The organism is Hyphomonas sp. (assembly GCF_041689225.1).
Classification (GTDB): domain Bacteria; phylum Pseudomonadota; class Alphaproteobacteria; order Caulobacterales; family Hyphomonadaceae; genus Hyphomonas.
The window spans coordinates 37,708-60,742 of the sequence record NZ_JBDNGN010000151.1 but is presented as its reverse complement, the minus strand read 5'-3'; the positions used below and the strand labels follow the sequence as shown (position 1 = coordinate 60,742).

Here is a 23,035-nt window from a genome sequence, read left to right as displayed (position 1 = left end):
TGTGATTGTCTGTTGGATTCAGCTGGAATCATCTCCCAGAACCCGCGCGGCGCACGCGAACTCAATGATATTAGCCGCCATCAGGGTGTCGCCTGAGCGTAAGCGGCCACTGGTCTGCAAGACAATAGGCGGCCTGGTTGAATGGCTGGTCATTATTCCGGGTATCGAGAACACCAAGATTGAAGGTGCAATAGTCTTTTGCCGGAATAACGCAGAGCGCCGCCTTCAGTCTGGCTTCCAGCTGCGCCAGACTGTCGATTGATATCATGCTGGCCGTTTCGCTGTCGCCCCAACTGGGGCTGCCTGTCTGACCTTCGATCAGGAGAAATGGCACCTGCGTTTCCTGTGCTTCCCTGAACCGTTTGAACGCGTCCCAACGCAGCGAGAGGGGAATATCCGTAGATTGGTAAAATTGATAAAACGGAGGGCGTTTTCTGAACAGTCTGGACTTGTCTGCAATGCATACATCAAGTGCGCAGAATATTTCGCCGAGACGATCCTCAGCCACGCAGGCCGAGATTCGGATGTCCGCATCATGATCATAATTCAGATGAGCTGCCTTTACGTGATCAAGCAGCGCATTGGCCGTGAGGCCCTCAAGGCCTCGTTTTGAGACAAAATATGTCTCGTAAATATGACCGGACCGATCGACTGAGATTTCGCTGACAAGGCTGTGCCCGGTCTGCATCGTCCAGTAGGCCGTGCAGCACCCCACATCGACGCGCGCATGTGTTTCCATAAACTAAAACACCCTTCTCTTGCGTGAAAAGTCTGGGATCGGGAATATGTCCGCGATACTCAACCCACCCTGCTCTAGTCTGCGCGATAGGCCTTCGGCATCTCGATGGCGGGCCAGCCCAGCATGGCGCGTTCGGCATTGATGTCGGCGGCGACCTTGGCCTCAAGGGCTTCAAGCCGGGGCCTGGGCGCGTCGTTCAGGCTGGGATAGATGAACAGGTAGATGTCGCGCTTGCCCTTCGAATAGGCCAGTTCCAACAGGTCCGTCGCCTTGCCCGGATGGCCCTCGAGAAAATATATCCCGGCTTCGTTCATATCGTAGTTGGCGTTCCGGAAACCAGACGCGCGATCCGCATCAATGGCCCGTCTTGCCGCCGCCAGCATGGCAGGCGCGTCCCGGTGCCCGGCGTCGAGCAGGGCCGGCAGGACGTATGTGTAGGGCGGCCAGATACAGGCCTGCTGGAAGGATTCCGGGCTGCCCCAGGCTTCATCATAGTAGCGAGCAACTTCTGCCCAATCGTGGATGCTGTTATGGACATCGAGATAGTCGGACTGCTGTTGCGGAAAGTCCGGTCGCGCATCCGTTTCCTGCCTGACCAGCGCCCGCGCATCATCCTTGCGGCCCATCAGGACCATCGCCCGATAGCGCAAATAAGGCTCGTCAGCTTTCAGGACCGTCTGGAATTCCCCCAGTCCCAGTTCGCCGAAATGAACGTCTGGCGATGCTCTCGGATCGTGCGGCGCCATGGCGAGCACCTTGCGACGAAACTTCAGCCCTTCTGCCAGATTGCCGGAAGCTTCCTGCAGAGACGCCCTGAACGCGTGAGGTCCCGGATTCTCCGGTGAGATGGCGAGCCATCTGTCGACCTGGGCGCGCGCCTTATCGAAGTCACCCAGGCGGCCGTAGTAAGCCAACAAATTTGTGTTTAGGTCGCTTTGGGCCGGGTCGCGCGCCAGCGCCACTTCGAATTGCGCAATGGCCTCGTCAAACCGTTTCTGGTCGTTCAGCCAATAGCCGTAGTCATTCCTTGCAAGTGCAAAATTGGGTTTGATCGCGAGGGCGCGTTCATAAAGTGCACCCGCCTTGTTCCGGGTCCCGGCATCAAACCCCATCGAGAACAGCCCGGCACGGGCGAAGAGGGCATCGGCAGAACGGGGTCCAGCTTGAGCGCGCGGCTGGTCCATTGGTCCGCACGCGTGATGGCTTCCTCGGCCGGAATGTCTCCGGCGGCGCCCTCTCCATCAGACATCATCAGCTCGTAATAGCCGCGCCATGCAAGGGCGGGAACGAAATCCGGATCGATGGCGAGGGCCTTGTCGAGGGCGTCAGCAGCATCCTTGAAGCCGGCCATCGTGTTGAGGGCAGCCTTCTGCTGGGCGAGCAGGTAGAGGTCGTAGGCGGCAATGTCCATGCGCGGGGCCGCGATGGGCGTAACCTTGCCCATGAGTTGCGGCTTCAGCTCTGTCAGGATGGCATTGGCGGTCTCGTCCTGCACGGCGAAGATGTCAGTCAGGTCGCCATCATAGGTGTCGGACCACATGTGGAAGCCATTGTCGGCGCGGATGAGCTGGGCCGTGACGCGGCCCTTGTTGCCGGACTTGCGGACGGAGCCTTCGGGCACATGGGCAACGTCGAGAATCTGGGCGATCTCGCGCAGGTCCGTGTTCTGCCCCTTGAAGGCGAACGAGGATGTGCGCCCCGCCACGGCGAGGCCGGGCGCTTGGGCCATAACATTGAGCAATTCCTCGGAAATGCCATCGGCGAAATATTCCTGGTCGCCATCCGGGCTCATGTCCGCAAACGGCAGGACGGCGATGGAAAAGTCTTCCGAGGCGACCGACTTCTGGTTGGCGGCGGCCTTGCCGGAAGGCATGACTCGGTCGCCGATAATGACCACCACGAGGAGGGCCGCTGCGGCAGCGAGGACAATGTCGCGCCGCTTGCCGGTGCGGCCCGCGACGCTTGATTCCGGATCGACCCTGCCGGTGGGTTTCAACCCGTCCGGCGTCATCTCGAACGCCCATGCCCCGAAAACAACGACCCGGAAGCCGATCAGCACGAGGATCGTGATCAGCGTATCAAACCAGCTGGGGAGCAGCAAAGTCGTCTCGAGAACGACCGCGAGCTACATCAATAGCCAGCCGCCGACCGCATAGATCGAAGCGACGCGGAACACGTTCCGGCGTTGTTGTTCCTGGATAAACTTCTGCAATCTGCGTCCCCGAACTGTCTTGCGTACACATTGGCTAACATCGTTTGAGCGCTTTGTCGTGAGTTAAGGCACGCAGTAGGCCGCCCCGTTTTCGGCGGCGTTTGAGCGGCCCACTTGCCCCCGGCAGCGCCTAGCGCCTAGTCTGCGCCTGGAACCAAAACATCAGAGAGCAGCATCATGAGTATAGCACCGCGCAAGCTGGGGTCGGACACGGTTTATCCTGTAGGACTAGGGTGCATGAACCTGCATCATGGCTATGGCCCGCCATCGGATGAGGGTGATGCGGCGGCGCTGCTGCACGAGGCGCTCGATCTCGGATACAATTTTCTCGACACGGCGACGATCTATGGCTTCGGCAAGAACGAGACGCTGATCGGCGAAACGCTGAAGGACCGGAAGAACGACTACCTGCAGGCGAGCAAATGCGTGCTGCTGTTCGATGGCGAGCAGCGGCGGATCGATGCGCGACCTGAGAGCATCAAGGCGGCCTGCGAGGCGAGCCTGAAGCGGCTGCAGCGCGATGTGATTGACCTCTACTACATGCACCGGCCCGACAAGAATGTGCCGATCGAGGATTCCATGGGCGCGATGGCGGACCTCGTGAGTGAGGGCAAGATCCGCATGGTCGGCCTGTCGGAAATGGGTGAGGGCCTGCTGCGCCGGGCGCATGCGGTGCACCCGGTGTCGGCGATGCAGTCTGAATACTCGCTGCTGACGCGCAACCCGGAGATCGCGGTGTTGGGTGCCTGCAAGGAGCTGGGCGTGACCTTCGTGCCGTTCTCGCCTGTAGGGCGCGGCTACCTCGCCGACAATCCCCCCGCACCGAAGGATTACCATGCCGCCGACATGCGGCGCATCTTCCCGCGCTGGACCGAGCCCTACTGGACCGAGAACCTGCCGCTGCTGAAACAGGCGCAGGAAATGGCCAGCGACGTTGGCTGTACGATGTCGCAGCTGGCGATTGCCTGGACGCTGGTGAAGGACCCGGATTGCGTGCCGATCCCCGGCACGACCAGCGCCAAGCATTTGCGGGACAATTTCGCCGCAGCGCAGGTAGCGCTGGCGCCTGAGCACGTGGCCCATCTCGATGCAGTGTTCGCGCCCGAGGCGGTGAAAGGGCCCCGCTATAACGAGAGGGCGCAGGCCAGCGTGGATACCGAGCAATACGCCTTCGAACTGACGGCGGGATGAGCGTTCGCGCGATGGTTGCTTGAGGCTGTGAAAGGGCGCGTTTCGCTGTATAAGCCGCGAAATGAACAAGTTCAACACCACCAGCAGGCCCAGCCTGCAAGCCATTCCGGCTGACAGCGCCCTGCCCGGGCTGCTGGCAAAGCTGCCTGACTGGATGCAGCCCTATGCCATGCTGGCACGGCTGGACCGGCCTGTCGGCATCTGGCTGCTTTACCTGCCCTGCCTGATTGGCCTCGCCTTCGAGCGGATGCGCACGGGGCTGTACCTGGTCGACCTGTTCTGGGTGCCGCTGTTCCTGTTGGGCGCTGTGGCGATGCGCGGCGCGGGCTGTACGTGGAACGATATTGCCGACAAGGATTTCGATGCGCAGGTGGCGCGTACGGCGCTGAGGCCGCTGCCGTCGGGCGCGGTGACATTGCGCGAGGCGTTCACGTTCCTCGGTGTGCAGCTGGCGGTGGGGCTGGCCGTGTGGGCCTGCCTGCCGGGCGACGCGAAACTTGTGGCCTTGTGTGCGCTGCCGCTGGTGGCGGCCTATCCGTTCATGAAACGGGTGACCTGGTGGCCGCAGGCCTGGCTGGGCCTGACCTTCAACTGGGGCGTTCTCGTCGGCGCGGCGACGGCGGACAGCCTGTCGGTGCCGGTGTTCATTCTCTATGCCGGGCTGGTCCTGTGGACGATTGCCTATGACACGATCTATGCCCTGCAGGACCGCGAAGACGATGCGCTGATCGGCGTGCGGTCGACCGCGCGCCTGTTCGGCAAGCGGGCGGTGCTGGCGAGCTTCTGCTTCCATATGGGTGCAGCGGCGCTGGTGGCACTGGCGGCCGCGCTCAACGGGTCGGTCCGGGCGGGCGCTGTGACAGGGCTGGCATTCTTTGCGCATGGCGTGTGGCAGGTGGTGCAGCTCAAAACGAGCCAGGAGCAGGACGCACTGGGCGTATTCAAATCGAATGTGTGGGCCGGGGCGATCCTTGCCGGGGGCTTCCTGCTGGCGGCGATGCTGCCGACGCCGGAGCCGCGCTCATTGTTCGCCGAGCATGAGACCGTTCCCGTCGGCCCATCAGAAACACTTGTCCTGCCCTTCGGGCTCGAACTGAAGCGTGAACACCAGATTTCGCACGCGGAAACCTGGATGGCGAGCGATGTGCTGCGCGCGCTGGAGACAGAGGGTGTTTTGGTGGAACCCGCGCAGCCTGAATAGGGCGGGATTCGCCGCCCCTGCCTGCGCCGGGGACACGGAGATATTGGTGCGGGGGGCAAAGCTTGATCGGCCAGCACGAAAGCCCGGCGCAGGGGAGCCCTGGTACGCAGCCGCTGGCGGCAGGTTGGAGACAAGATCGCTGACGATGAGGCATGTTTCGGCATCCGGTCGGATGGCCGGTGCGGGGCGCAGGCGCCCGCCACGGGATTTTATGTAAGCTGCCATGCGCAGGGCATGCAGTTCCGGATTTCGGAAGGCCTCGGCCAGCAGGTCGAGGCTGTGCGTGAGGTGGACGTCACGGGCGCCGGGCGTCGGTGGCAAGGGCGTGGCACGGGGGTACGACGGGGGTGGCGCGGGTGTGGCGCGTGGACGGAACGCGCCCGCAAAGGCCTTACCGACGGCGACGGAAAACACACGGGCAGCGCCGGGGCGAGATGATCGGCCCGTGCCCGCCAGGCCCGCCGCCCATGGCGCATGCACCGGTGGCGGCGCCTTGCGGCCCATCAGGATCAGCAGGCAGCGCAAGGCATGTTCCAGCATGGCGACACTGGCCGATGTGCCCGGCAACAGGCGCGTCCGGGCGCCGCCCGGTGCCAGCAGCATCACGGCCTGCACATAGAGGCGCAGCGCCCGTGTCGCGGCGCGCATAAGGGGCCAGGCGCGGGCAACGCGGCGGCGTGTCTGTGCGGGATCGGGAACATTTCGGGTCATGGCGCTTAGCTTAGCCACAGACCTGTCACGGTCGGAGACGTGCGACGCATTTTGCCGTCCCGGCAAAAGGTCTGCAGAGGAAATTTGGGGGAGAGGCCCGGCCTTGCAGGACAGGTGGGGGCGATCGTCACTCCCCTTGTGTATACCCCAATGGGGTATTATATGGAAGCAAGACACATCAAACGGAGCGAACGCACCATGGATACGTCTTCCCACGATCATACACATCACACACACAAGACAGCCGACGCGCCTGCGGCGGATGCCTGCTGCCATGGCGGCAGCGCTGCGGCGAAAGCCGGCACGGCCTATGATCACGTGCCGGAACATTATTCCGGCACCGTGTGGACCTGCCCGATGCACTCGCAGGTGCGCGAGACGTCGAACACCGGCTGCCCGATCTGTGGCATGTCGCTGGAACCGGAAACCGTGTCGGTCGACGAGGACACAAGCGAACTGGATGACATGACGCGCCGGTTCTGGATCAGCACTGCGTTTGCCCTGCCCTTGTTTGTCTATGCGATGGGCGACATGATTCCGGGCCAGCCCCTGCACGGGATATTCCCACCCGGCGTGGCGCAATGGATCCAGTTGGCGTTGGCCGCCCCGGTCGTGCTGTGGGGCGCGGCGCCCTTCTTCGTGCGCGGCTGGCGCTCGGTCAAAACCATGAACCCGAACATGTTCACGCTGATCGCGCTGGGCGTGGGTACGGCCTTCCTGTTCAGCCTGGTCGCGACCATTGCGCCGGGCCTGTTCCCTGATGATTTCCGGGACATGGACGGTAACGTCCATGTCTATTACGAAGCCGCTGCTGTCATTGTGGCGCTCGTCCTGCTTGGGCAGGTGCTGGAACTGCGCGCGCGCAGCGCGACGTCCGGCGCGATACGCGCGCTGTTGCAGCTGACGCCGCCGACGGCGCGGATCATCCGCGCGGATGGCAGCGAGGAAGATGTCGATCTTGACACGGTCAAATCCGGCGACCGGCTGCGCATCCGCCCCGGCGAGAAAGTACCGGTGGACGGCGAGGTGGCCGAGGGACATTCCTCCATCGACGAATCCATGGTGACGGGCGAACCCGTGCCGGTGGCGAAAGCGGCAGGCGATGCAGTCACCGGCGGCACGCTAAACACGACCGGCAGCCTGGTGATGACCGCGACGCGGGTGGGCGACGATACGGTACTGGCGCAGATCGTGCGCATGGTGGCCGAGGCGCAGCGCTCGCGGGCGCCAATCCAGCGGCTGGCCGATATTGTCGCAGCCTGGTTCGTGCCGGCAGTTGTGGCGTCAGCCGTATTGACGTTCATCGTGTGGGCCCTGTTCGGGCCGGACCCGGCGCTGGCCTTTGCGCTGGTCAATGCCGTGGCCGTGCTGATCATTGCCTGCCCCTGTGCCCTGGGCCTTGCAACACCAATGTCGATCATGGTGGGCACGGGCAAGGGTGCGCAGAACGGCATCCTGATCCGCAATGCCGAAGCGCTGGAGACGCTGGAGAAAGTGGACACTGTCGTCGTCGACAAGACCGGCACACTGACCGAAGGCAAGCCGAAACTGGTCACCGTGGAGCCCGCCGAGGGCTGGGACGAAACCGGACTGCTGACGCTTGTTGCGGCCGTCGAAGCGGCGAGCGAGCACCCGCTGGCAGCCGCCATCGTGCGCGGCGCGGAAGCACGCGGCATCAAGACGAGCATGGCCCAGGACTTCGAGTCCGTTACGGGCGAAGGTGCTCAGGGTACGGTGGATGGAAAGTCGGTCGCCATCGGCAATGCGAAGATGATGCGCCGGATTGGCGGATTCGATGACGCGCGGGGCGAGGCCGCCCAGTCATACAGGGAAGACGGCCAGACCGTGATGTTCGTGGCGGTCAATGGAAAAGCGGCGGGCCTGATCGGCGTCGCCGACCCGATCAAGGCAACCACGAAAGAAGCGATTGCGCGGCTGCACGCACAGGGCCTGAAAGTGGTGATGCTGACCGGCGACAGCGAGGCGACAGCACGGGCCGTGGCCCGGCAGGTGGGCATTGACGACGTGCACGCCGATGTCTCGCCGGAGGACAAGAACCGGATCGTGCGCGAGCTGCAGGCGGGCGGCGCGGTGGTGGCGATGGCGGGGGACGGCATCAATGACGCCCCGGCGCTGGCGCAGGCCGATGTCGGCATCGCGATGGGCACCGGCACAGATGTGGCCATGCAAAGCGCCGGCGTGACGCTAGTGAAAGGCGACATGCTGGGCATTGCCCGGGCGACCGCGCTGAGCCGCGCGACGATGCGCAATATCCGGCAGAACCTGTTCTTCGCCTTCGTCTACAACACGCTGGGCGTGCCGCTGGCGGCAGGCGTGCTCTACCCCGTGTTCGGCCTGTTGCTGAGCCCGATGATCGCGGCCGCAGCAATGAGCCTGTCATCGGTGTCGGTGATCGGCAACGCGCTGCGCCTTAGGACATTGAAGCTGTAATGGCTAGTTCTTACGAGAAAGGCAGTCTGACGCTTCCGGGCACTGTGGCCATGGGCACAGGCGTGATGATCGGCGCGGGCATCTTTGCCCTCACCGGCCAGGTGGCCGAACTGGCCGGCACGCTGTTTCCGCTCGCCTTCCTGCTGGCCGCCGTTATCAGCGGCTTCAGCGCCTATTCCTATATCAAGGTATCGAACAAATATCCCTCGGCGGGTGGCATCGCCATGATCCTCAAGAAGGCCTACGGACCAACCGTCGTGACCGGTGGCGCCGCCCTGCTGATGGCGTTCTCGATGATCATCAATGAAAGTCTCGTCGCCCGCACGTTTGGGACATACACACTGCAATTGTTCGGCATCGAAGGCGGCATTCTGGTGCCTGTGCTGGCGCTGGGACTGATCGTGGGAGCGTTCATCGTGAACATCTCCGGCAATCACGTGATTGGCGCGGTCTCAAAAATTACCGCTGCGCTGAAGATCGGCGGCATTCTGGTCTTTGCACTGGTGGCACTTTGGGCGGCAGGGTTTGCTTTCCAGCCTGTACGATCCGGCGTGGGTGACAACACGTCGGCGGGCGGATTCCTCGCAGGGGTCGCGCTCGCTATACTTGCCTATAAGGGCTTCACCACGATCACGAACAGCGGCGGCGAGCTGAAGGACCCGAAGAAGAATGTCGGTCGGGCGATCATGATTTCGCTTGCCATCTGCACGGTTTTCTACCTGCTCGTGTGCTACGCCGTCGGTTCGACCCTCAGTATCGAGGAGATCGTCAAGGCGAAGGATTATTCCCTGGCACAAGCAGCACGTCCCGCCGTTGGCGAATACGGCGTCTGGTTCACAGTAGCCATTGCCATCATTGCAACCGCCTCCGGACTGCTGGCAAGTGTGTTCGCCGTGTCCCGTATGCTGGCCATGCTGACTGAGATGAATCTCATTCCGGAAATGAAGCTGGGACTACCGGGCGACACGCAAAAACATACGCTGGTATATACGGTCTTAGCTGCCGGCCTGCTGGCGGCTTTCTTCGACCTGTCACGCATCGCATCACTCGGCGCAATCTTCTATATCGTCATGGACATCATCATCCATTGGGGCGTCTATCGTCACTTGCGCGAGGATGTCGGCGCACGGGCCAGCGTGCTTCTGACTGCGATGATGCTCGACATTGTTGTTCTGGGCGCATTCCTGGCAATGAAATCGCAGAGCGATCCGTTGATTATCGTCATCGCGCTCGCCGGTATTACTGTGACCTTCGCCTTTGAACGATTTTATCTTGCAAAGGCCCGCGACAATAGCGTCGAAGCGCCTGATTTGGATCAAGGACAGTTCGTGATGAAAACAGAGACAAGAGATGCCGCCGCTAAGCGCCTGGCCCGGATCGAGGGACAGGTGCGGGGCGTGGCGAAAATGGTGGGCGAGGACCGCTATTGCGTGGACATCGTGCGGCAGGTGCAGGCCATCAAGGCGGCGCTGACCGGACTCGAGGGACTGATCCTCGATGATCATATCGCGACCTGCGTCGAGCATGCGCTGGAAGCTGACGATCTTGATGCGCGTCGGGAAAAGGTGGAAGAACTCGTCGCCGTGCTGGGCGGACGGAAGAAGTAGGCTGCGCGGCGACTTTCTGCCCGCCAGAAGCCACCGGCGTTGCCGAACCGGACGCTTGATCCGCATCGGAGGCACGCGGCTGCGGCATGCAGAGTTGACGAGATTTGGTCACTATTCTAGGAAAACAGCGTTTTCATGCTCAACTCAGTGCAGTGGCATGAATACCAGGGAAAATGGACGATGCTCGCAGCCAAGCACCCCCACCAGGCTGAGCGTCTAGCCGCCCTGTACCGATATGACATACTCGACACCGAGCGAGAGGCCGATTTCGACGATATCGTCGAACTGGCCGCTGAATTGTGCGGCGCGAAGATTTCGGTCATCAACCTGATCGATGCTGACCGCCAGTGGTTCAAGGCGGAGACCGGGCTGGGCGTGCGCGAAACGCCGCTGGACACCTCGATCTGTTCGCACGTCATACTCGAGAACGATTTCGTCGAGATTCCCGACACACAGGCCGACACGCGCACGCAGGACAACCCGCTCTGCCGCGATGAGCCGGCCCTGCGCTTCTATGCTGGCGCGCTGCTAAAATCCCGCGACGGGTTTCCAATCGGCACGCTGTGTGTCCTTCACGACGAGCCCTATGCGCTCAGCGAATTCCAAAAGAAGTCCCTGCGCACACTGGCCAAGCAGGTGATGCGCGAACTGGACCTGCGGATGGCGCTTCGCGACCAGCAGGTGCTGCTGGGTGAAATGGATCACCGCGTGAAGAATTCGCTGCAATCGGTCAGCTCGCTGGTGCGGCTCTACCAGTCGCGCGCTGGCGAGGAAAACAGGGACGCATTCGATGCCGTGTCCCGGCGCGTTGATGCCATTTCCCTGCTTCACCAGGAACTGCACCAGGCCGCAGAAATCGAGACCGTGCCGCTGGCGCGGTTCATTCCGCGTGTGATCGCGCTGCTGCAGGATTCGGCGCCGGAAAATATTGTGATCGAGGCGGAGATCGACCCGATCAGCGTCGGGTCGGCCTATGCGTCGGCCATCGGCATCATAGTCAGCGAGTTCGTCGCCAATTCGATCAAGCACGGCTTTGCCAACAAGCGCGCGGGCACCATTTCGCTGAGCCTGCTGAACGGGGCGGACGGGCACGTGACCCTGACCTGCAGCGACAATGGCGCGGGCACAGGCTCGGACACCCGACCGACGAGCGCCGCCGAGGGGCTCGGGCACCGGCTGGTCGATGCGGCCGCTTCGCAACTCGGCTCGGAAGTCACACGCACCGCCACCGAAAACGGCTTTTCGCTGAGCCTGACATTCGCCCGCACCTGAACCGGCGCCATTCTTCCAAACTCAGACGTTTTCACGACTTTGCGCGGCTTCCTCTGCCGGGCTGCTGCATGGCACCCGTCGGATACTAGGCAGGCTTGCACCAGTCGGGCGGTGACATGCCCGCCGGATTTGCCGGGTGCGGCAGCAGCATGAAGTCAGGAAAGGGGGTGACGCGTGGATAGTCGCCGATCCCGGCGAAGGCGGCCGTCACGTCGCCCAGCGCACTCCCCGGCAGTTCCAGCACGTGTTCGCCGCGGCGCGACTTGTCCTGTTGGCCAAACGACTGGCCCGCCGCTGCCTTCATCTCCACATGCCCGCCAAGCAGCCAGTCGATCGGGTGGGTCTCCGCGAAACCAGCAACACGGTCGAGGGAGGCCGCATACTCACCGGCCTTGTCGCATACGAAGTACAGCCGGCCCGGATAGATGGCGTCCCCCGAGAACATACTGCGCGTGACCGCGTCATAGACCATGACGTGCGAGGCATGATGCCCCGGGGTCGGCAGTATGTCCACTTTGCGTCCGCCAAGGTCCAGCGTGCCGATATCGTCCGGCCACCGATCAATTCCGAATAACTCCGCCACTTCCTCAGCCGTGTGCCCGACGACTATTGTATCGGGCCGATCGGCAAAGCCGGCATCGCCGCCGACATGATCGCCGTGACCATGCGTATGCATGACCACGAGCGCCAGTCCGGCGTGCCCGCTCGCCGCGAGCACCCTGTCCACTTCGGCGCGAGGGTCTGCGCCTTCAGCGCCTGTATCGATCAACAGCGCCTTGTCCTCTCCGAGGAGGAGGTAAAGGAATGGCGCCTCGAAACTGGTCCTCAGCGACTGGCGCAGGGCGAACGTGTTCGCATCGATCTCCTGCACCTGGAACGCGGGCTCATCCGGATCAATGCCACTGTTCCACGCTTGCGCGAACAGCGCAGAGGGCGGCGCTTCGATGGCGGCATCCTGGGTTTCGCAGGCCGAGAGGCTGGCGAACAGGATGGCAGACAAGAAGAGGTTTGAGAGTCGGGTCATGTCAGTTGTCTTTCATGCGAGTGAGAAGTGGCGCGTTGAGAAGGGCGTCTGCCGCGCGCTGGATGACGGCGGAGAGATTGCACCCGAGTTCGTCGGACAGGGCTTCAAAAGCCAGGCTGGCATTTGCGAGCCGCGCCGTCAGGACCTCGAATTGAGCGGCCCCCTGACGGGTGAGGCGGAGCAGTCTGCGGCGACCATCATCGGGATCGTCGACGCGCTCCACGATACCAAGACGGATCAGGAGGTCCACGCGCTGGGTGGCAACCTGATGGGGTTGGCCAAGGGCCCGGGCGATATCGGCGGTCGAGGTCGGCTGGTGCTCGCCGATATACAAAACAGTCGAGACGGCCCGCGACGGGAACGTGATCCCGGCCGCGTCCAACATATCGTTCCCTTGGGCGACGATCAGTTCTGCCAGTCGCTCAAGCTGGTACGCGATGAACGCGGATCCCAGCCTGTGTGTATCGATGAAATTTTCGTCGCGCATTTGCCTCGCGTCCTTTTATACAATTAATTGTACAGTTAGTTGTATTGTTGATCACTGTCAAGCCGGACGGACTACTCGTCCATCACATCTTGTTGTGCCGGTTGCGTGCGCGATAAGTGGGGAATAGGCTGAGGCCATGACAGTTGTTGTTGAAATGGTATCGGACTTGGTCTGCCCGTGGTGCTGGCTGGGACTTCGCAGGATCGAGGCGGCGCGCAAGCTCGCCCCGGAGGTGGACGTGCAGCTGGTGTTCCGGCCCTTCGAGCTGGACCCGACGATCCCGTCGGCGGGCGTCGACTACAAAGCGTACATGAAAGAGAAGTTCGGCGGATCGGATGAGAGCCGCGAACGCTCCGGCATGATGCGCCAGGCGCTGGTCGACTATGGCGAGGCCGAGGGCATTCCCTATCATTTCGACAAGATCACGCGCCGGCCGAGCAGTTTCGATGCGCACCGGCTGGTGCGCTGGGCACAGGGCCAGGACAAGGGCGCAGAGGCCAAGGAAGCGCTGTTCATGGCCTTCTTCGAGGACGGGCGCGACATTGGCGACCATGACGTCCTCATAGACGTGGCGCGGGAGATCGACCTCGACGCGGCGATCGTGGCCGACCTGCTCAAGAGCGATGCCGACGTGCAGGCCGTGCGCGAAGAGGCCGAGACCTTCCGCCAGATGGGCGTGAGCGGCGTGCCGACCTATATCGCCAATCGCGCGGTGGCCGTGCAGGGCGCCGAGAGCGCCGAGAAGCTGGCGAAATTTCTCCAGCATGCCGCTGCGCAACTGCCGCAGGAACGCCCGGCGGGCGACGCCTGAATGAGCGACCTTGTCAGCGTTACGCGCGAAGGCCGGATTGCAACCGTGCGCTTCGATACGGGCAGCCGCTCCAATGCGCTCAGCCAGAAACTGATGCGGGAGCTGACCGAGACGGCGCAGAGTTTCCATGACTGCCCGGATATTTCCGCCGTCATCCTGACCGGCCGCGACGACCAGTTCTGCATGGGCGCGGACCTGAAAGATCCGGAAGGCAATACGGCAGTCCAGTTGCCGCTGAGCCAGCGGCGCGTGCAGCTGCGCCGGGGTCCGCGCCTTTGCCAGGCGTGGGAGGATATTGACGCGCTGACCATATGTGCGGTGGAAGGCTGGTGCGTCGGCGGCGGCACGGCATTGGCGACGGCGTGCGACCTGCGCGTGGCGGCGGACAATTCGACCTTCTATGTACCGGAAGTCGAGCGCGGCATGAACATGAGCTGGGGCTCGATCCCGCGCTTTGTCGCGCTGGTCGGCCCGGCCCGGACGAAGCGTATCGCAGCGCTGTGCGAGAAAGTGGATGCCGCGACAGCGCTGGCCTGGGGCCTTTGCGACCATGTCGTGCCAGCGGGCACGGCGCTGGCCAAGGCCCGCGAGATCGCCGAAGCCGCCGCCGCGCTACCGCCGACGGCGCTGAAAAGCGTGAAGCAGGACGTGAATATTGCGGCCATGGCGCTGGCCCGGGCGACCGGCCACCGCGACCTTGAGGCGTTTGCCCTGTTGCAGCAGTCGGATGATTTCAAGGAGGGCGTCAGCGCTTTCCTGACAGGGCGCGAGCCGGACTTTACCGGGGATTGATCTGGCCCAGTCTGCGGAGCGCCCATCCTGAGCGAAGTCGAAGGACGGGCGCGGGAGCTGGCAGATCAGCGTCGCCCGGCTCGTCCTTCGACTTCGCTCAGGATGAGCCTTCGAGGGCTCAGCTCAGCTGGAGGTCGACCAGGCGGCGATAGGCGCCGTTCCTGTCCATCAGGTCGCCGTGGGTGCCGTCTTCGACGGCGCGACCGTCTTCCATAACGATGATGCGGTCAGCGGCGCGCACGGTGGACAGGCGGTGCGCGATGATCAACGTGGTGCGACCGGTTGAGAATTTGGCGAGGGCGTCCTGTACCTTCGCTTCGCTTTCGGCATCGAGGGCGGAGGTGGCTTCATCGAGCAGCAGGACCGGGGCAGCGCGCAGGATGGCGCGGGCGAGCGCGACGCGCTGGCGCTGGCCGCCGGAGAGGTTGCGGCCCATTTCGCCGGCGGGGGCATCATAGCCGCCCGGCAGTGCACGGATGAACTCGTGGGCATTGGCCGCATCGGCGGCAGCTTCGATCTCGGCATCGCTGGCGCCGAGGCGGCCAAGCGCGATATTGGCGCGGACCGTGTCGTCGAACAGGGCGGCATCCTGCGCCACGAGGCCCATATGGGCACGCAGGCTGGCACCGCTGACATCGCGGACATTCGTTCCGTCGACGGAGACGATGCCGCCGGTCGGATCGTAGAGCCGCAGCAGTAGGTTGAAAACGGTAGATTTTCCCGCGCCGGAAGGGCCGACAAGGGCGATCGTCTCGCCGGGATTGGCCGTGAAGGAGAGGCCTTTGAGGGCCTCGGTGCCATCCGGATAGGCGAAGCTGACATTGTCGAAGGCGACGGTGCCGCTGACCCAGGCGATTGGCTGGGCGCCGGGCGGGTCGGCGATTTCGGGCGCGGCATCGGTGATTTCGAAGACGCGATCTGCGGCGGCGCCGCCTTCCTGCGCCACCGAGTTCAGCGTGCCCAGCGCCCGCAGTTCCGACGCGGCAACGGCGATGGCGCCGACAATGCCGACAAAATTACCAAGCGATGTGTCGCCCTGCGCGATGCGCCAGGCGGTCAGCGCGAGGATGCCGACAAGGGCGAGGCCACCCGTAATTTCGAGGATCGGATCGACAGCGGCGCGGTCGGTGAGCACTTTGAGGAAGAGGCGGGAGCGTTCGGCAAAGCCGCGCCCGGCGCGGGCCTTCTGGTAGTCCTCGAGGCCATAGGCCTTGACCACACGGGCGGACTGGAACGCCTCGCCGAGCAGGGAGGTCACCTGGCCGATCTGCTGTTGCGACTGGCGCGAGCGTTTGCGGACCCGGTTGCCAAGGGCAAGAACCGGGGCAAAGGCGATCGGATAGATGACGAGGAGGACGAGGGTCAGCTTCCAGTCCATGACGAGCATGGTGATGAAGACACCGATGACGGTGAGCACGCCCTTGGTGAGATTGTTGGCGATGCGCAGGCCGGCGTCGCGCAGGGCATTCACGTCATTGATGAATCGCGAGACGAAGCCGCCCGACGCCTCGGCCGCGATCCTGGCAAAGTCTCCATCGGTGAGCGCGCCGAACTGGTCAGCCTGGATATCGACAATGGCGCGCTGGACGCCGGTATTGTTGAAGATCGTCATGCCATAGAGCGCCAGCGAACGGACAATGGCGGCGAGGCCGATAACGGCGATCAGCCACCAGAGGCTGGTCGGGACCTCGACCCTCTCGGGTGCGGTCAGAGCCTCAAGGCCTTCGACGACAAGTTTCAGGAGGTAGCCGTAGGACGCGGCCGCGACAGAGGTCAGCGCGGCGCACAGCGTTCCGGCCGCGAACCAGCGCCAGTGCGCGGCAAAGCGCTCCCGGCCGAGACGCGTCAGGGCGCCAGAGCGGCGCACCGGTTTGGCCGGATCAGATCTGATGGTGTTCCCCCGTCTCCGGGTCGAGCAGCCGGTGGGCGTGGAGGATGAAATACCGCATTTCGGCACTATCGACCGTGCGGTGTGCCGCGGCCTTCCATGCGTCATAGGCTTCCTTGTAGGAGCCGAAGGCACCGACGAAGTCCATTTCCGAGAGATCTTCGAATTCGACTTCGTTCACGTCTTTCAGCTCTCCGCCAAACACGATGTGGAGAAGCTGTTTTCCGACTTTTGGTGCGTCGCCCATTTTGACTGGCTCCGTTTTGACAATGGGTGCGGCCTGGACCGCCTTTTGCTGTGGGTCAGGTATATCCACAAAACCTGACCGGCGCACTAACAGAGGATGCAGTCGTTTGCCAGACGCGATGACGCTGCGCTGGGCCGGAATGGCCCGGTTGAAATGCAGCGTCTCGCCCTTGTGGGTTGTGGCGATGCCACCCGCTTCGCTGACCAGTATGGCCCCTGCGGCGAGATCCCAGTCGGATTTGTGGCTGAGAACCAGCGTGGCATCCCAGGCTCCGGACGCAACAAAGGCCATGCGCAGCAGCGTGGAATTGGGTTTGGGGCGTGGCACGGTGACGGCGGGCCACGGTTCTGGCCAGCCCTTGTGGTTGAGCATTTCCTCGGCTGCGATCAGGCGGCAGCCTATCTCGCTCTGGCATTCGGAGACACGCATGATCTCGCCGTTCAGGTAGGCACCGGCACCGATGCGGGCTTCGTAGAGCTGGCCGAGCGCGGGCGCATAGAGGACTCCGGCGACGGCCCGGCCTTCCTCTACGATGGCGAGGCCGACACACCAGTTCGGGTCGCCGCGCATATAGGCGCGGGTGCCGTCGATCGGGTCGACGACCCAACAGCGGTCTTTCTGGCGGGCGGCAGGATCGTCGAGCGTTTCTTCCGACAGCCAGCCATACTCCGGCCGGGAGGCCGACAGGCGCAGGTCGCAGAGCTGGTTGACGGCCATGTCGGCTTCGGTAACCGGGCTGCCGCCGGTCTTCTCCCAAGCGCGCGCAGACTGGCCTTCCAGCGTATAGGACAGCGCCAACTGGCCGGCCTCGATGGCGAGGCTGCGCAGTGTCACTAGGTCTTCGATCAGCGTGCGTTCAGATGCCGGCAAGACTCATGTCCTCGACGAGGATGCTAGGCGCGTCGCGCGTACCACGGAATTCAAGATCGGAGGCGGGAATCAGGCGCGCAAAGATCGCCGGCAGGTCGCCCGCGATGGTCACTTCGGACACCGGATAAGCAATCTCGCCATTCTCGAACCAGAAGCCCGCGACGCCGACCGAATAGTCGCCGGTATTCGGATTGATCGACGGGCCGAACATGTCGGTAACGAGCAGGCCCTTGCCAGCCTGGGCCATCAGTTCGGCGGGCGTCTTATCGCCGGCCTGAAGATAGAGGTTCGAGGTCGTGACGCCCGGCGGATCGCCGAAGCCGAGCGCAGAGAAGCCGTTGGGCTTGAGGCCGAGCTGGCGGGCCGATGGGCCGTTGAGCAGCCATTCGGTCAAGCGGCCATCCTCGATCAGGTGGGTCTCTTTCACGGGCAGGCCCTCGCCATCATGGCTGCGCGAGCCCATGCCCAAGGGGCGGAACGGATCGTCGATCACGTTGACGCCCTTGGCAAAGACCTGCGTGTCCATGCTGTCTTTCAGGAAGCTGACGCCGCGCGCGATGGACGGGCCGGAGATCGCGCTCATCAGCGCGCCGATCAGGCCGCTGGAGACGCGCCGGTCATAGAGGACGGCAGCCTTCTGGGTTTCGATCTTGCGGGCGCCGAGGCGGGCAATGGTGCGCTCGCCAGCAACGCGACCGATAGCTTCGGCGCTGGGGCGGTCAGCCGTGTGGCGCACGGACCAGCTTTCATAGTCACGCTCCATGGCGCCGTCTTTTTCGGCGACCGAGGCCAGGCCGAGGCTGGTGCTCGTGCCAGTCTTGTAGGCCGCGAAGCCATTGGAGGCCGCGACCCAACGCGAGGAGCGGTTCCATGAGGCGCCGCAGCCGGCGACCGTCTTGATGCCTTTGACAGCCAAAGCAGCGGCTTCGGCGGCGATGGATTCGCTTTCGAGCGTCTCGGCGGAAATTTCGGGTTCGCCTGTCAGGTCCATGTCGAGCGGACCCGTGGCGAGTTCGCTGGCGTCCGGCAGGCCGCAATACTTGTCGTCCGGCACAGCGCGGGCCATCGCAGCGCAGCGGGTGGCGAGGGCGTGGAGCCCTTCGGTGGAGAGATCGGAGCCGGAGACGTGTGCCTGGCGCTTTCCGAAGAAGGCGCGAAGGGCCACGCTTGTGCTCTCCTCACGCTCGATGCTTTCCATCTTGCCGTCGCGGACGGAGACGCTGACGCCCTCGGCTGCGCCGATACGGGCATCTGCTGCGTCGGCGCCTGCTTTCAGGCACTGGTCGATGAGGCCGGCGAGCAAGTCAGCCGGCGGAGTCTTGAATTCAGCCATTCCGGCTAGATGGACCGCCCCGCCGGGCTGTGCAACCGGTCAAATCAGGCAAGCCCGTGATAAATAAGCATGACCGCGATCAGGATCATCGCGATCCAGGTGACCACCATGCCAGTCGCCCGAAGTGGCAAGATCGTGCGCGACAGGCCGATGGCATGGAGGATACGGCCCGCCGTGAAGGCGCTGCCGAGGATGTGAATCCAGAGCGCCGGGATGCCCATATAGGCCGCCGTGACCAGCCCCACCATCATGGCCGGGATGTACTCGGACGCATTGCCATGCGTGCGCGTTCTCAGCTCAAGTTCGATATTCCCGCCATGCCCGACCGAGACCTGCGCCGAGCGGCGCATGAACACGACGCGCGAAGACAGGTAGATCAGCAATAATATGTTGATGCCGACATAGATGGCGGCAGCTTCCAAGGGTGGCATATTTCATTCCTTCCAGAAAAAATGCCGCCAGAAGAACTCCGGCGGCATTGAATAATTTCCCCTAAATCAATGACCGCTCAGTCGTCGCGGCGCGCGTCCGGCAGGCGGTCGTTGATGTCGTCGCGGATGTCCATGAGCGTGACGATCAGGCCGCACACCAGGCTGGCAGCGATCCAGCCACCGGCCGTAAAGATTGCGAAGTCCGCAACCTGAGCGATTCCGCCCGTCAGGCCTAGCATTTCATTGCTGAATTCGCCCTTGTTGTAGAGGCCGAGGGCGATGCCACCGACGATGATCGCGATATAGGCCACATAGACCATAATGCGGAAACTGTTGATGATTAAGAACTTCATGGGCATCCCCTTTGTGTTGCAGGATCGAATTTAAGCGGAATAGCGGCCCCCGTCACGCGATTACACGTGTGAAACGAAGTTCGGGACCGCAACGGTGCGCAATTGCATCAGCCTCCCAGGGCCGTTTACGCCTTTGGCGGCGACAGTTTGCAGGTGAACATATCATTCACGACGGAGGCAAACTGGAGCTGGTCTTCATTGCTCAGCGAGGTGACGAACGTTTCGACATCGCGCTTTTCGCGCCCGATCGACTGGGCCGTGCGCTTGAACAGGTCCGGATCGAGCTTGGCCTCCATGGCGTCGGCGATGCAGGCACATGTTTCGGCGTTTTCACCGCCCGTCGTGCAGGCGGCCACGATGGCCTTGTTGTCGCTGTTGCCGCTGCAGGACGCGAGCAGCGTGAGGGCCGCGAGGGAGAGGGCGAGGTGGCGCATTCTGGCGGCTCCGTAATCATATTCGTCGCCGACCCAATCATGAATCTTTCGTAAGGGGAAGCGGCTATTCCCGCCCGAGAATCTTGTCGATCTGCACTTTCGTGCCGAAGGATTCGAGGAAGTCCGCCTTCACCGCGAGACGGTCATAGTCTTCCGCGACCCAGTCGAGGAAAGGTTTCCAGTCGCCCGGCGCCCTGCCCTCATTGAACCGCGCATAGGTGTCGAAGAAGGCATCCAGCATGCCCGTCTTGCCATGCCTGATATGCAGGTACTTTAACGACAGCTGCTCGCGCGCCTCTTCAAACGGCACCTTTTCGTGCAGCAATTTGTACAGGACAGCCATGATGCCGGCCCGGTCTGCGCCCGACTTGCAGTGCATCAGGGCCGGATATTCGATCCGGGCGAACAGGTCGCGGGCCCCGAAAAGGGCTTCTTTCGTGGGCGTGTCGCGGGAAAAGACCTGGAAATCGACAAGTTCGATGCCAGCGGCCTCGCAGGCCTCCTTTTCCAGTAGGTAATAGCCCTTGGTGCTGGCCCCGCGCAGGTTGATGATCGTTCGGATGCCGCGCTCGCGTGCATGCGCAGCGACCTGACTCGGGGACGGCTGGTTGGCGCGCCACATGCCCGGACCGAATTCGTGCAGGTTGCTGAACGCCGCCCGCAGGAAGCCATGGTCGCCCCAGACAAGCTCGCGGCGCGCGCGTTTGCGCCCTGACGAGGTGGCGAGATCGGGCGCCACATGCGGGCGTTTTCTGGATTTCGGCTTGAGTTTGACCATGCTGCCTTCGCGATTACAGGGGTGCCCCGCCGCCTGCAAGCCGAGGCGGCAGCAAGTTTTTTTGATGACAGCTGCATCCAAATGGGCCGCTCGCGGCATCTCCCACATAAAGCCGGGCAAAAGGATCCGGTGAAACTGTGAGAAAGACTATCCAATGAAAGACATCCTTGTCCCAATCGTCCTGTTCTCTGTCGTGCCCGTGTGCATTTGGCTGGTCAGCTATTTCAACTATCGCAAACGCCTGACGGCCCACGAAACCGTGCGCCATGCCATCGACAGCGGCCAGACCATCTCGCCGGAACTGATTGAGAAAATGTCGTTGCTGGTCGACCCGATCCGCGCCGACCTGCGCCGCGGCGTGCTGTTCATCGCCTTCGGCGCCGCGTTCGGCGTCCTCGGCCTGATGATCGGCCAACAAGAAGGCGAAGCGATCATGCCCATGTTTGGCGTGGCATCATTTCCGGTTTTCCTCGGACTGGCGTATCTTGGCCTCTGGGCATTCGGTCATGGTCAGAAATCGGCCTGATCTCTGGATCGTCGCTGCGGGAGGCACCGACATGCGCACCGACCCCGACCTGGCCGCTGATGCCGCACGTGGCAACGACAGCGCGTTCGCCGAACTCGTTCGGCGTCACCAAGCCAGGGTGAGGGGCATGTCCCGGCGCCTTACCGCCGCAGGCGGCGATGCAGACGACATTGCGCAGGCCACCTTCGTGACCGCCTGGCAGAAAATCGGCACCTATGCCGGGGGCACGTTCGCCGCATGGATCTGCACGATCTGCTACCGGGAATTCCTGCAGGTGCGGCGACGCCAGAGACAGGAAATCGGGTTTGACGAGACGGCGGAGATCATTCCCTTCGACCGGTCTATGGCCGACACCGGCGACAAGATGGACCTGTCGCGCGCCCTCGCCAAACTGCCTGAAGCCCAGCGCATCTGTGTCACCCTGTGTGTCGCGGCCAGCCTGAGCCACAGGGAAGCTGCCGAAGCGACCGGATGGCCGCTTGGCACGATAAAATCACATGTGACGCGCGGCGTGGCCGCCCTTCGCAAACACCTTGCCGCCGACCAAGTGGCGTGATGGAGTAGAGACCATGCGAGACGAAGACACTTATGCTGACCTGACGGCCCTGTTCACCGCTGAAGACCAGGAACATGAGGCCAGGCCCTTCGTGGACCGGGTGATGGGCCGTATACGGGCACAGGCCCGCATGCGCAAGCTGCTGCTTGTTGCTGCCGGACTGGGCGGTGCGATCGTGGCCGCATCGCAATTGCCGAAACTGCTGGCCGATTCCGTGGGGCTTGATGCGTCGCTGACAACATCGGTCATTCAGGCGCAGGAAGATGTCAGCGCGCTGGCCAGCGCCAATCCGCTCTGGCTGGGCATTGGCGCCGTGGTGATGCTCAGCCTGGTGGCCGTCGCCGCGATGGAGCGAGCCTAGGGCACGAAGACGCCGCCATTGGCATGGATGGTCTGACCCTGAACAAATTTGGCGGCGGGACTGAGCAGGAATTCGACAACACCGGTAAAGTCATCGTCCTGCGCAATCCGGCCCTGCGGGGTCATGCGGGCGGCACTCGCAAGGACTTTGCTGGCCGCCTCTTCGCCGCCGACCATGGTTGCCACCGAACTTGTCGCAACGATGCCAGGCGCCACGGAATTGATCGTGATACCAAGCGGCGCCAGTTCCAGCACCAGGTAGCGGATCAGCCCCTCTGCGAGGGTTTTGCCAACGCCGAGCGCCGCATAGCCAGGCCTCGCTACCTTGGCGCCGGCACTGGTGACAAACACGATTGAGCTTCCGGATTTGAGCACGGGCATCGCGGCCCGCACGAGGCGCAGCAAAGACATGCCGTTGACGTCGAGCGCCTTGGAAAGGATCGTCATGTCGGCGGACAACAGGTTAGTGGCATATATCATTGCTGCATTGTGGACGATGTGGACCGGGCCATCATCACTCACACTTTGAACGAGCCGATCAACGCCGCCCGGCTCACCGAGATCGCTGCGAACCGTTGTGACCTTCGCGCCAAGCTGTTCGAGGCTTGCTGTGGCGTCTGCGGCGGCGCGCTCATCGCTCAAATAGCCGATAATGAGATGGCTGTCTTTCGCGGCGAGACGCTTGGCTATGGCCAGTCCGATGCCCTTGGTGCCGCCTGTGATGATGGTGGTTTTCGTCATGTAAATCCGTTCCCTGAGTT

Annotated in this window: 23 protein-coding genes and 1 pseudogene; 11 read left to right on the top strand and 13 right to left on the bottom strand. The window is 63.0% G+C overall.

Features of this window, described 5'->3' with window-relative positions:
• Positions 1–70: 70 nt before the first annotated feature.
• The 3 genes from ACESNB_RS15030 to ACESNB_RS15020 all read right to left on the bottom strand — a co-directional run bounded on the left by ACESNB_RS15030 (position 71) and on the right by ACESNB_RS15020 (position 2,840).
• Positions 71–739: a hypothetical protein gene (locus ACESNB_RS15030; protein ID WP_373008735.1), complete on the bottom strand. Its 669-nt coding sequence runs from the start codon at positions 737–739 to the stop codon at positions 71–73.
• A 74-nt stretch (positions 740–813) separates the two neighbouring features.
• Positions 814–1,851, bottom strand: a complete 1,038-nt coding sequence (locus tag ACESNB_RS15025) for a tetratricopeptide repeat protein (protein WP_373008790.1) — start codon at positions 1,849–1,851, stop codon at positions 814–816.
• On the bottom strand, positions 1,743–2,840 hold the full coding sequence (locus ACESNB_RS15020; protein ID WP_373008733.1) for a hypothetical protein: 1,098 nt from the start codon (positions 2,838–2,840) through the stop codon (positions 1,743–1,745). The genes ACESNB_RS15025 and ACESNB_RS15020 overlap by 109 nt, the downstream gene beginning before the upstream one ends.
• Positions 2,841–3,128: 288 nt before the next feature.
• On the opposite strand from ACESNB_RS15020, the gene ACESNB_RS15015 reads away from it, so the two are divergent.
• From ACESNB_RS15015 to ACESNB_RS14990, 6 genes and pseudogenes are all read left to right on the top strand, one after another.
• On the top strand, positions 3,129–4,142 hold the full coding sequence (locus tag ACESNB_RS15015) for an aldo/keto reductase (protein WP_373008731.1): 1,014 nt from the start codon (positions 3,129–3,131) through the stop codon (positions 4,140–4,142).
• A gap of 61 nt (positions 4,143–4,203) precedes the next feature.
• A complete protein-coding gene (gene ubiA / locus ACESNB_RS15010) occupies positions 4,204–5,343 on the top strand; it encodes a 4-hydroxybenzoate octaprenyltransferase (RefSeq protein ID WP_373008729.1) in 1,140 nt (379 codons plus the stop codon).
• A 909-nt stretch (positions 5,344–6,252) separates the two neighbouring features.
• On the top strand, positions 6,253–8,505 hold the full coding sequence (locus ACESNB_RS15005; protein WP_373008727.1) for a copper-translocating P-type ATPase: 2,253 nt from the start codon (positions 6,253–6,255) through the stop codon (positions 8,503–8,505).
• Positions 8,505–9,797, top strand: a pseudogene (locus tag ACESNB_RS15000) (APC family permease); the annotation flags it as partial. The gene ACESNB_RS15005 and the pseudogene ACESNB_RS15000, both read left to right, overlap by 1 nt.
• Positions 9,798–9,836: 39 nt before the next feature.
• Entirely contained in the window at positions 9,837–10,112 is a 276-nt protein-coding gene (locus tag ACESNB_RS14995) for a metal-sensitive transcriptional regulator (protein WP_373008788.1), read from the top strand.
• 135 nt (positions 10,113–10,247) lie between these two features.
• The gene (locus tag ACESNB_RS14990) at positions 10,248–11,384 is read left to right on the top strand and encodes a sensor histidine kinase (RefSeq protein WP_373008725.1); all 1,137 of its coding nucleotides are present in this window, start codon (positions 10,248–10,250) and stop codon (positions 11,382–11,384) included.
• 85 nt (positions 11,385–11,469) lie between these two features.
• On the opposite strand, the gene ACESNB_RS14985 is transcribed toward ACESNB_RS14990, so the two are convergent.
• Together ACESNB_RS14985 and ACESNB_RS14980 are read right to left on the bottom strand one after the other, a co-directional pair.
• A complete protein-coding gene (locus tag ACESNB_RS14985) occupies positions 11,470–12,408 on the bottom strand; it encodes an MBL fold metallo-hydrolase (RefSeq protein WP_373008723.1) in 939 nt (312 codons plus the stop codon).
• Position 12,409: 1 nt separating this feature from the next.
• Positions 12,410–12,895 (bottom strand): MarR family winged helix-turn-helix transcriptional regulator, encoded by a 486-nt coding sequence (locus ACESNB_RS14980; RefSeq protein WP_373008721.1) that lies wholly within the window; start codon positions 12,893–12,895, stop codon positions 12,410–12,412.
• Positions 12,896–13,031: 136 nt separating this feature from the next.
• Between ACESNB_RS14980 and ACESNB_RS14975 the strand changes: the two genes are divergently transcribed.
• Positions 13,032–13,706 (top strand): DsbA family oxidoreductase, encoded by a 675-nt coding sequence (locus ACESNB_RS14975; protein WP_373008719.1) that lies wholly within the window; start codon positions 13,032–13,034, stop codon positions 13,704–13,706.
• Positions 13,707–14,498 (top strand): enoyl-CoA hydratase/isomerase family protein, encoded by a 792-nt coding sequence (locus tag ACESNB_RS14970; protein WP_373008717.1) that lies wholly within the window; start codon positions 13,707–13,709, stop codon positions 14,496–14,498.
• A 118-nt stretch (positions 14,499–14,616) separates the two neighbouring features.
• Here the strand turns inward: ACESNB_RS14970 and ACESNB_RS14965 are convergent, their stop codons facing one another.
• From ACESNB_RS14965 to ACESNB_RS14935, 7 genes are all read right to left on the bottom strand, one after another.
• The gene (locus tag ACESNB_RS14965; RefSeq protein WP_373008715.1) at positions 14,617–16,365 is read right to left on the bottom strand and encodes an ABC transporter ATP-binding protein; all 1,749 of its coding nucleotides are present in this window, start codon (positions 16,363–16,365) and stop codon (positions 14,617–14,619) included.
• Between the two features lie 13 nt (positions 16,366–16,378).
• Positions 16,379–17,503 carry an inositol monophosphatase family protein gene (locus ACESNB_RS14960; RefSeq protein WP_373008713.1) on the bottom strand — a complete coding sequence of 375 codons (1,125 nt, stop codon included), beginning with the start codon at positions 17,501–17,503 and terminating at the stop codon, positions 16,379–16,381.
• Entirely contained in the window at positions 17,490–18,836 is a 1,347-nt protein-coding gene (locus tag ACESNB_RS14955; RefSeq protein ID WP_373008711.1) for a TldD/PmbA family protein, read from the bottom strand. Before ACESNB_RS14955 ends, ACESNB_RS14960 begins: the two co-directional genes overlap by 14 nt.
• A gap of 44 nt (positions 18,837–18,880) precedes the next feature.
• Positions 18,881–19,267, bottom strand: a complete 387-nt coding sequence (locus tag ACESNB_RS14950) for an MAPEG family protein (RefSeq protein ID WP_373008709.1) — start codon at positions 19,265–19,267, stop codon at positions 18,881–18,883.
• A gap of 77 nt (positions 19,268–19,344) precedes the next feature.
• Positions 19,345–19,620 (bottom strand): hypothetical protein, encoded by a 276-nt coding sequence (locus tag ACESNB_RS14945; protein ID WP_373008707.1) that lies wholly within the window; start codon positions 19,618–19,620, stop codon positions 19,345–19,347.
• A 125-nt stretch (positions 19,621–19,745) separates the two neighbouring features.
• Positions 19,746–20,054, bottom strand: coding sequence for a hypothetical protein (locus ACESNB_RS14940; protein ID WP_373008705.1), 309 nt, complete (start codon positions 20,052–20,054; stop codon positions 19,746–19,748).
• 64 nt (positions 20,055–20,118) lie between these two features.
• Complete coding sequence (locus ACESNB_RS14935; protein ID WP_373008703.1) at positions 20,119–20,832, bottom strand: protein tyrosine phosphatase; 714 nt, start codon at positions 20,830–20,832, stop codon at positions 20,119–20,121.
• Positions 20,833–20,986: 154 nt separating this feature from the next.
• On the opposite strand from ACESNB_RS14935, the gene ACESNB_RS14930 reads away from it, so the two are divergent.
• From ACESNB_RS14930 to ACESNB_RS14920, 3 genes are read left to right on the top strand one after another with little or no spacing between them, the layout of a single operon-like run.
• Positions 20,987–21,358 carry a DUF6249 domain-containing protein gene (locus ACESNB_RS14930; RefSeq protein WP_373008701.1) on the top strand — a complete coding sequence of 124 codons (372 nt, stop codon included), beginning with the start codon at positions 20,987–20,989 and terminating at the stop codon, positions 21,356–21,358.
• A gap of 31 nt (positions 21,359–21,389) precedes the next feature.
• Positions 21,390–21,914: an RNA polymerase sigma factor gene (locus ACESNB_RS14925; RefSeq protein WP_373008699.1), complete on the top strand. Its 525-nt coding sequence runs from the start codon at positions 21,390–21,392 to the stop codon at positions 21,912–21,914.
• Between the two features lie 13 nt (positions 21,915–21,927).
• Positions 21,928–22,275, top strand: coding sequence for a hypothetical protein (locus tag ACESNB_RS14920; RefSeq protein ID WP_373008697.1), 348 nt, complete (start codon positions 21,928–21,930; stop codon positions 22,273–22,275).
• Here the strand turns inward: ACESNB_RS14920 and ACESNB_RS14915 are convergent.
• Complete coding sequence (locus ACESNB_RS14915; RefSeq protein ID WP_373008695.1) at positions 22,272–23,015, bottom strand: SDR family NAD(P)-dependent oxidoreductase; 744 nt, start codon at positions 23,013–23,015, stop codon at positions 22,272–22,274. The two genes, ACESNB_RS14920 and ACESNB_RS14915, sit on opposite strands and share 4 nt — an antisense overlap.
• Between the last annotated feature and the right edge of the window lie 20 nt (positions 23,016–23,035).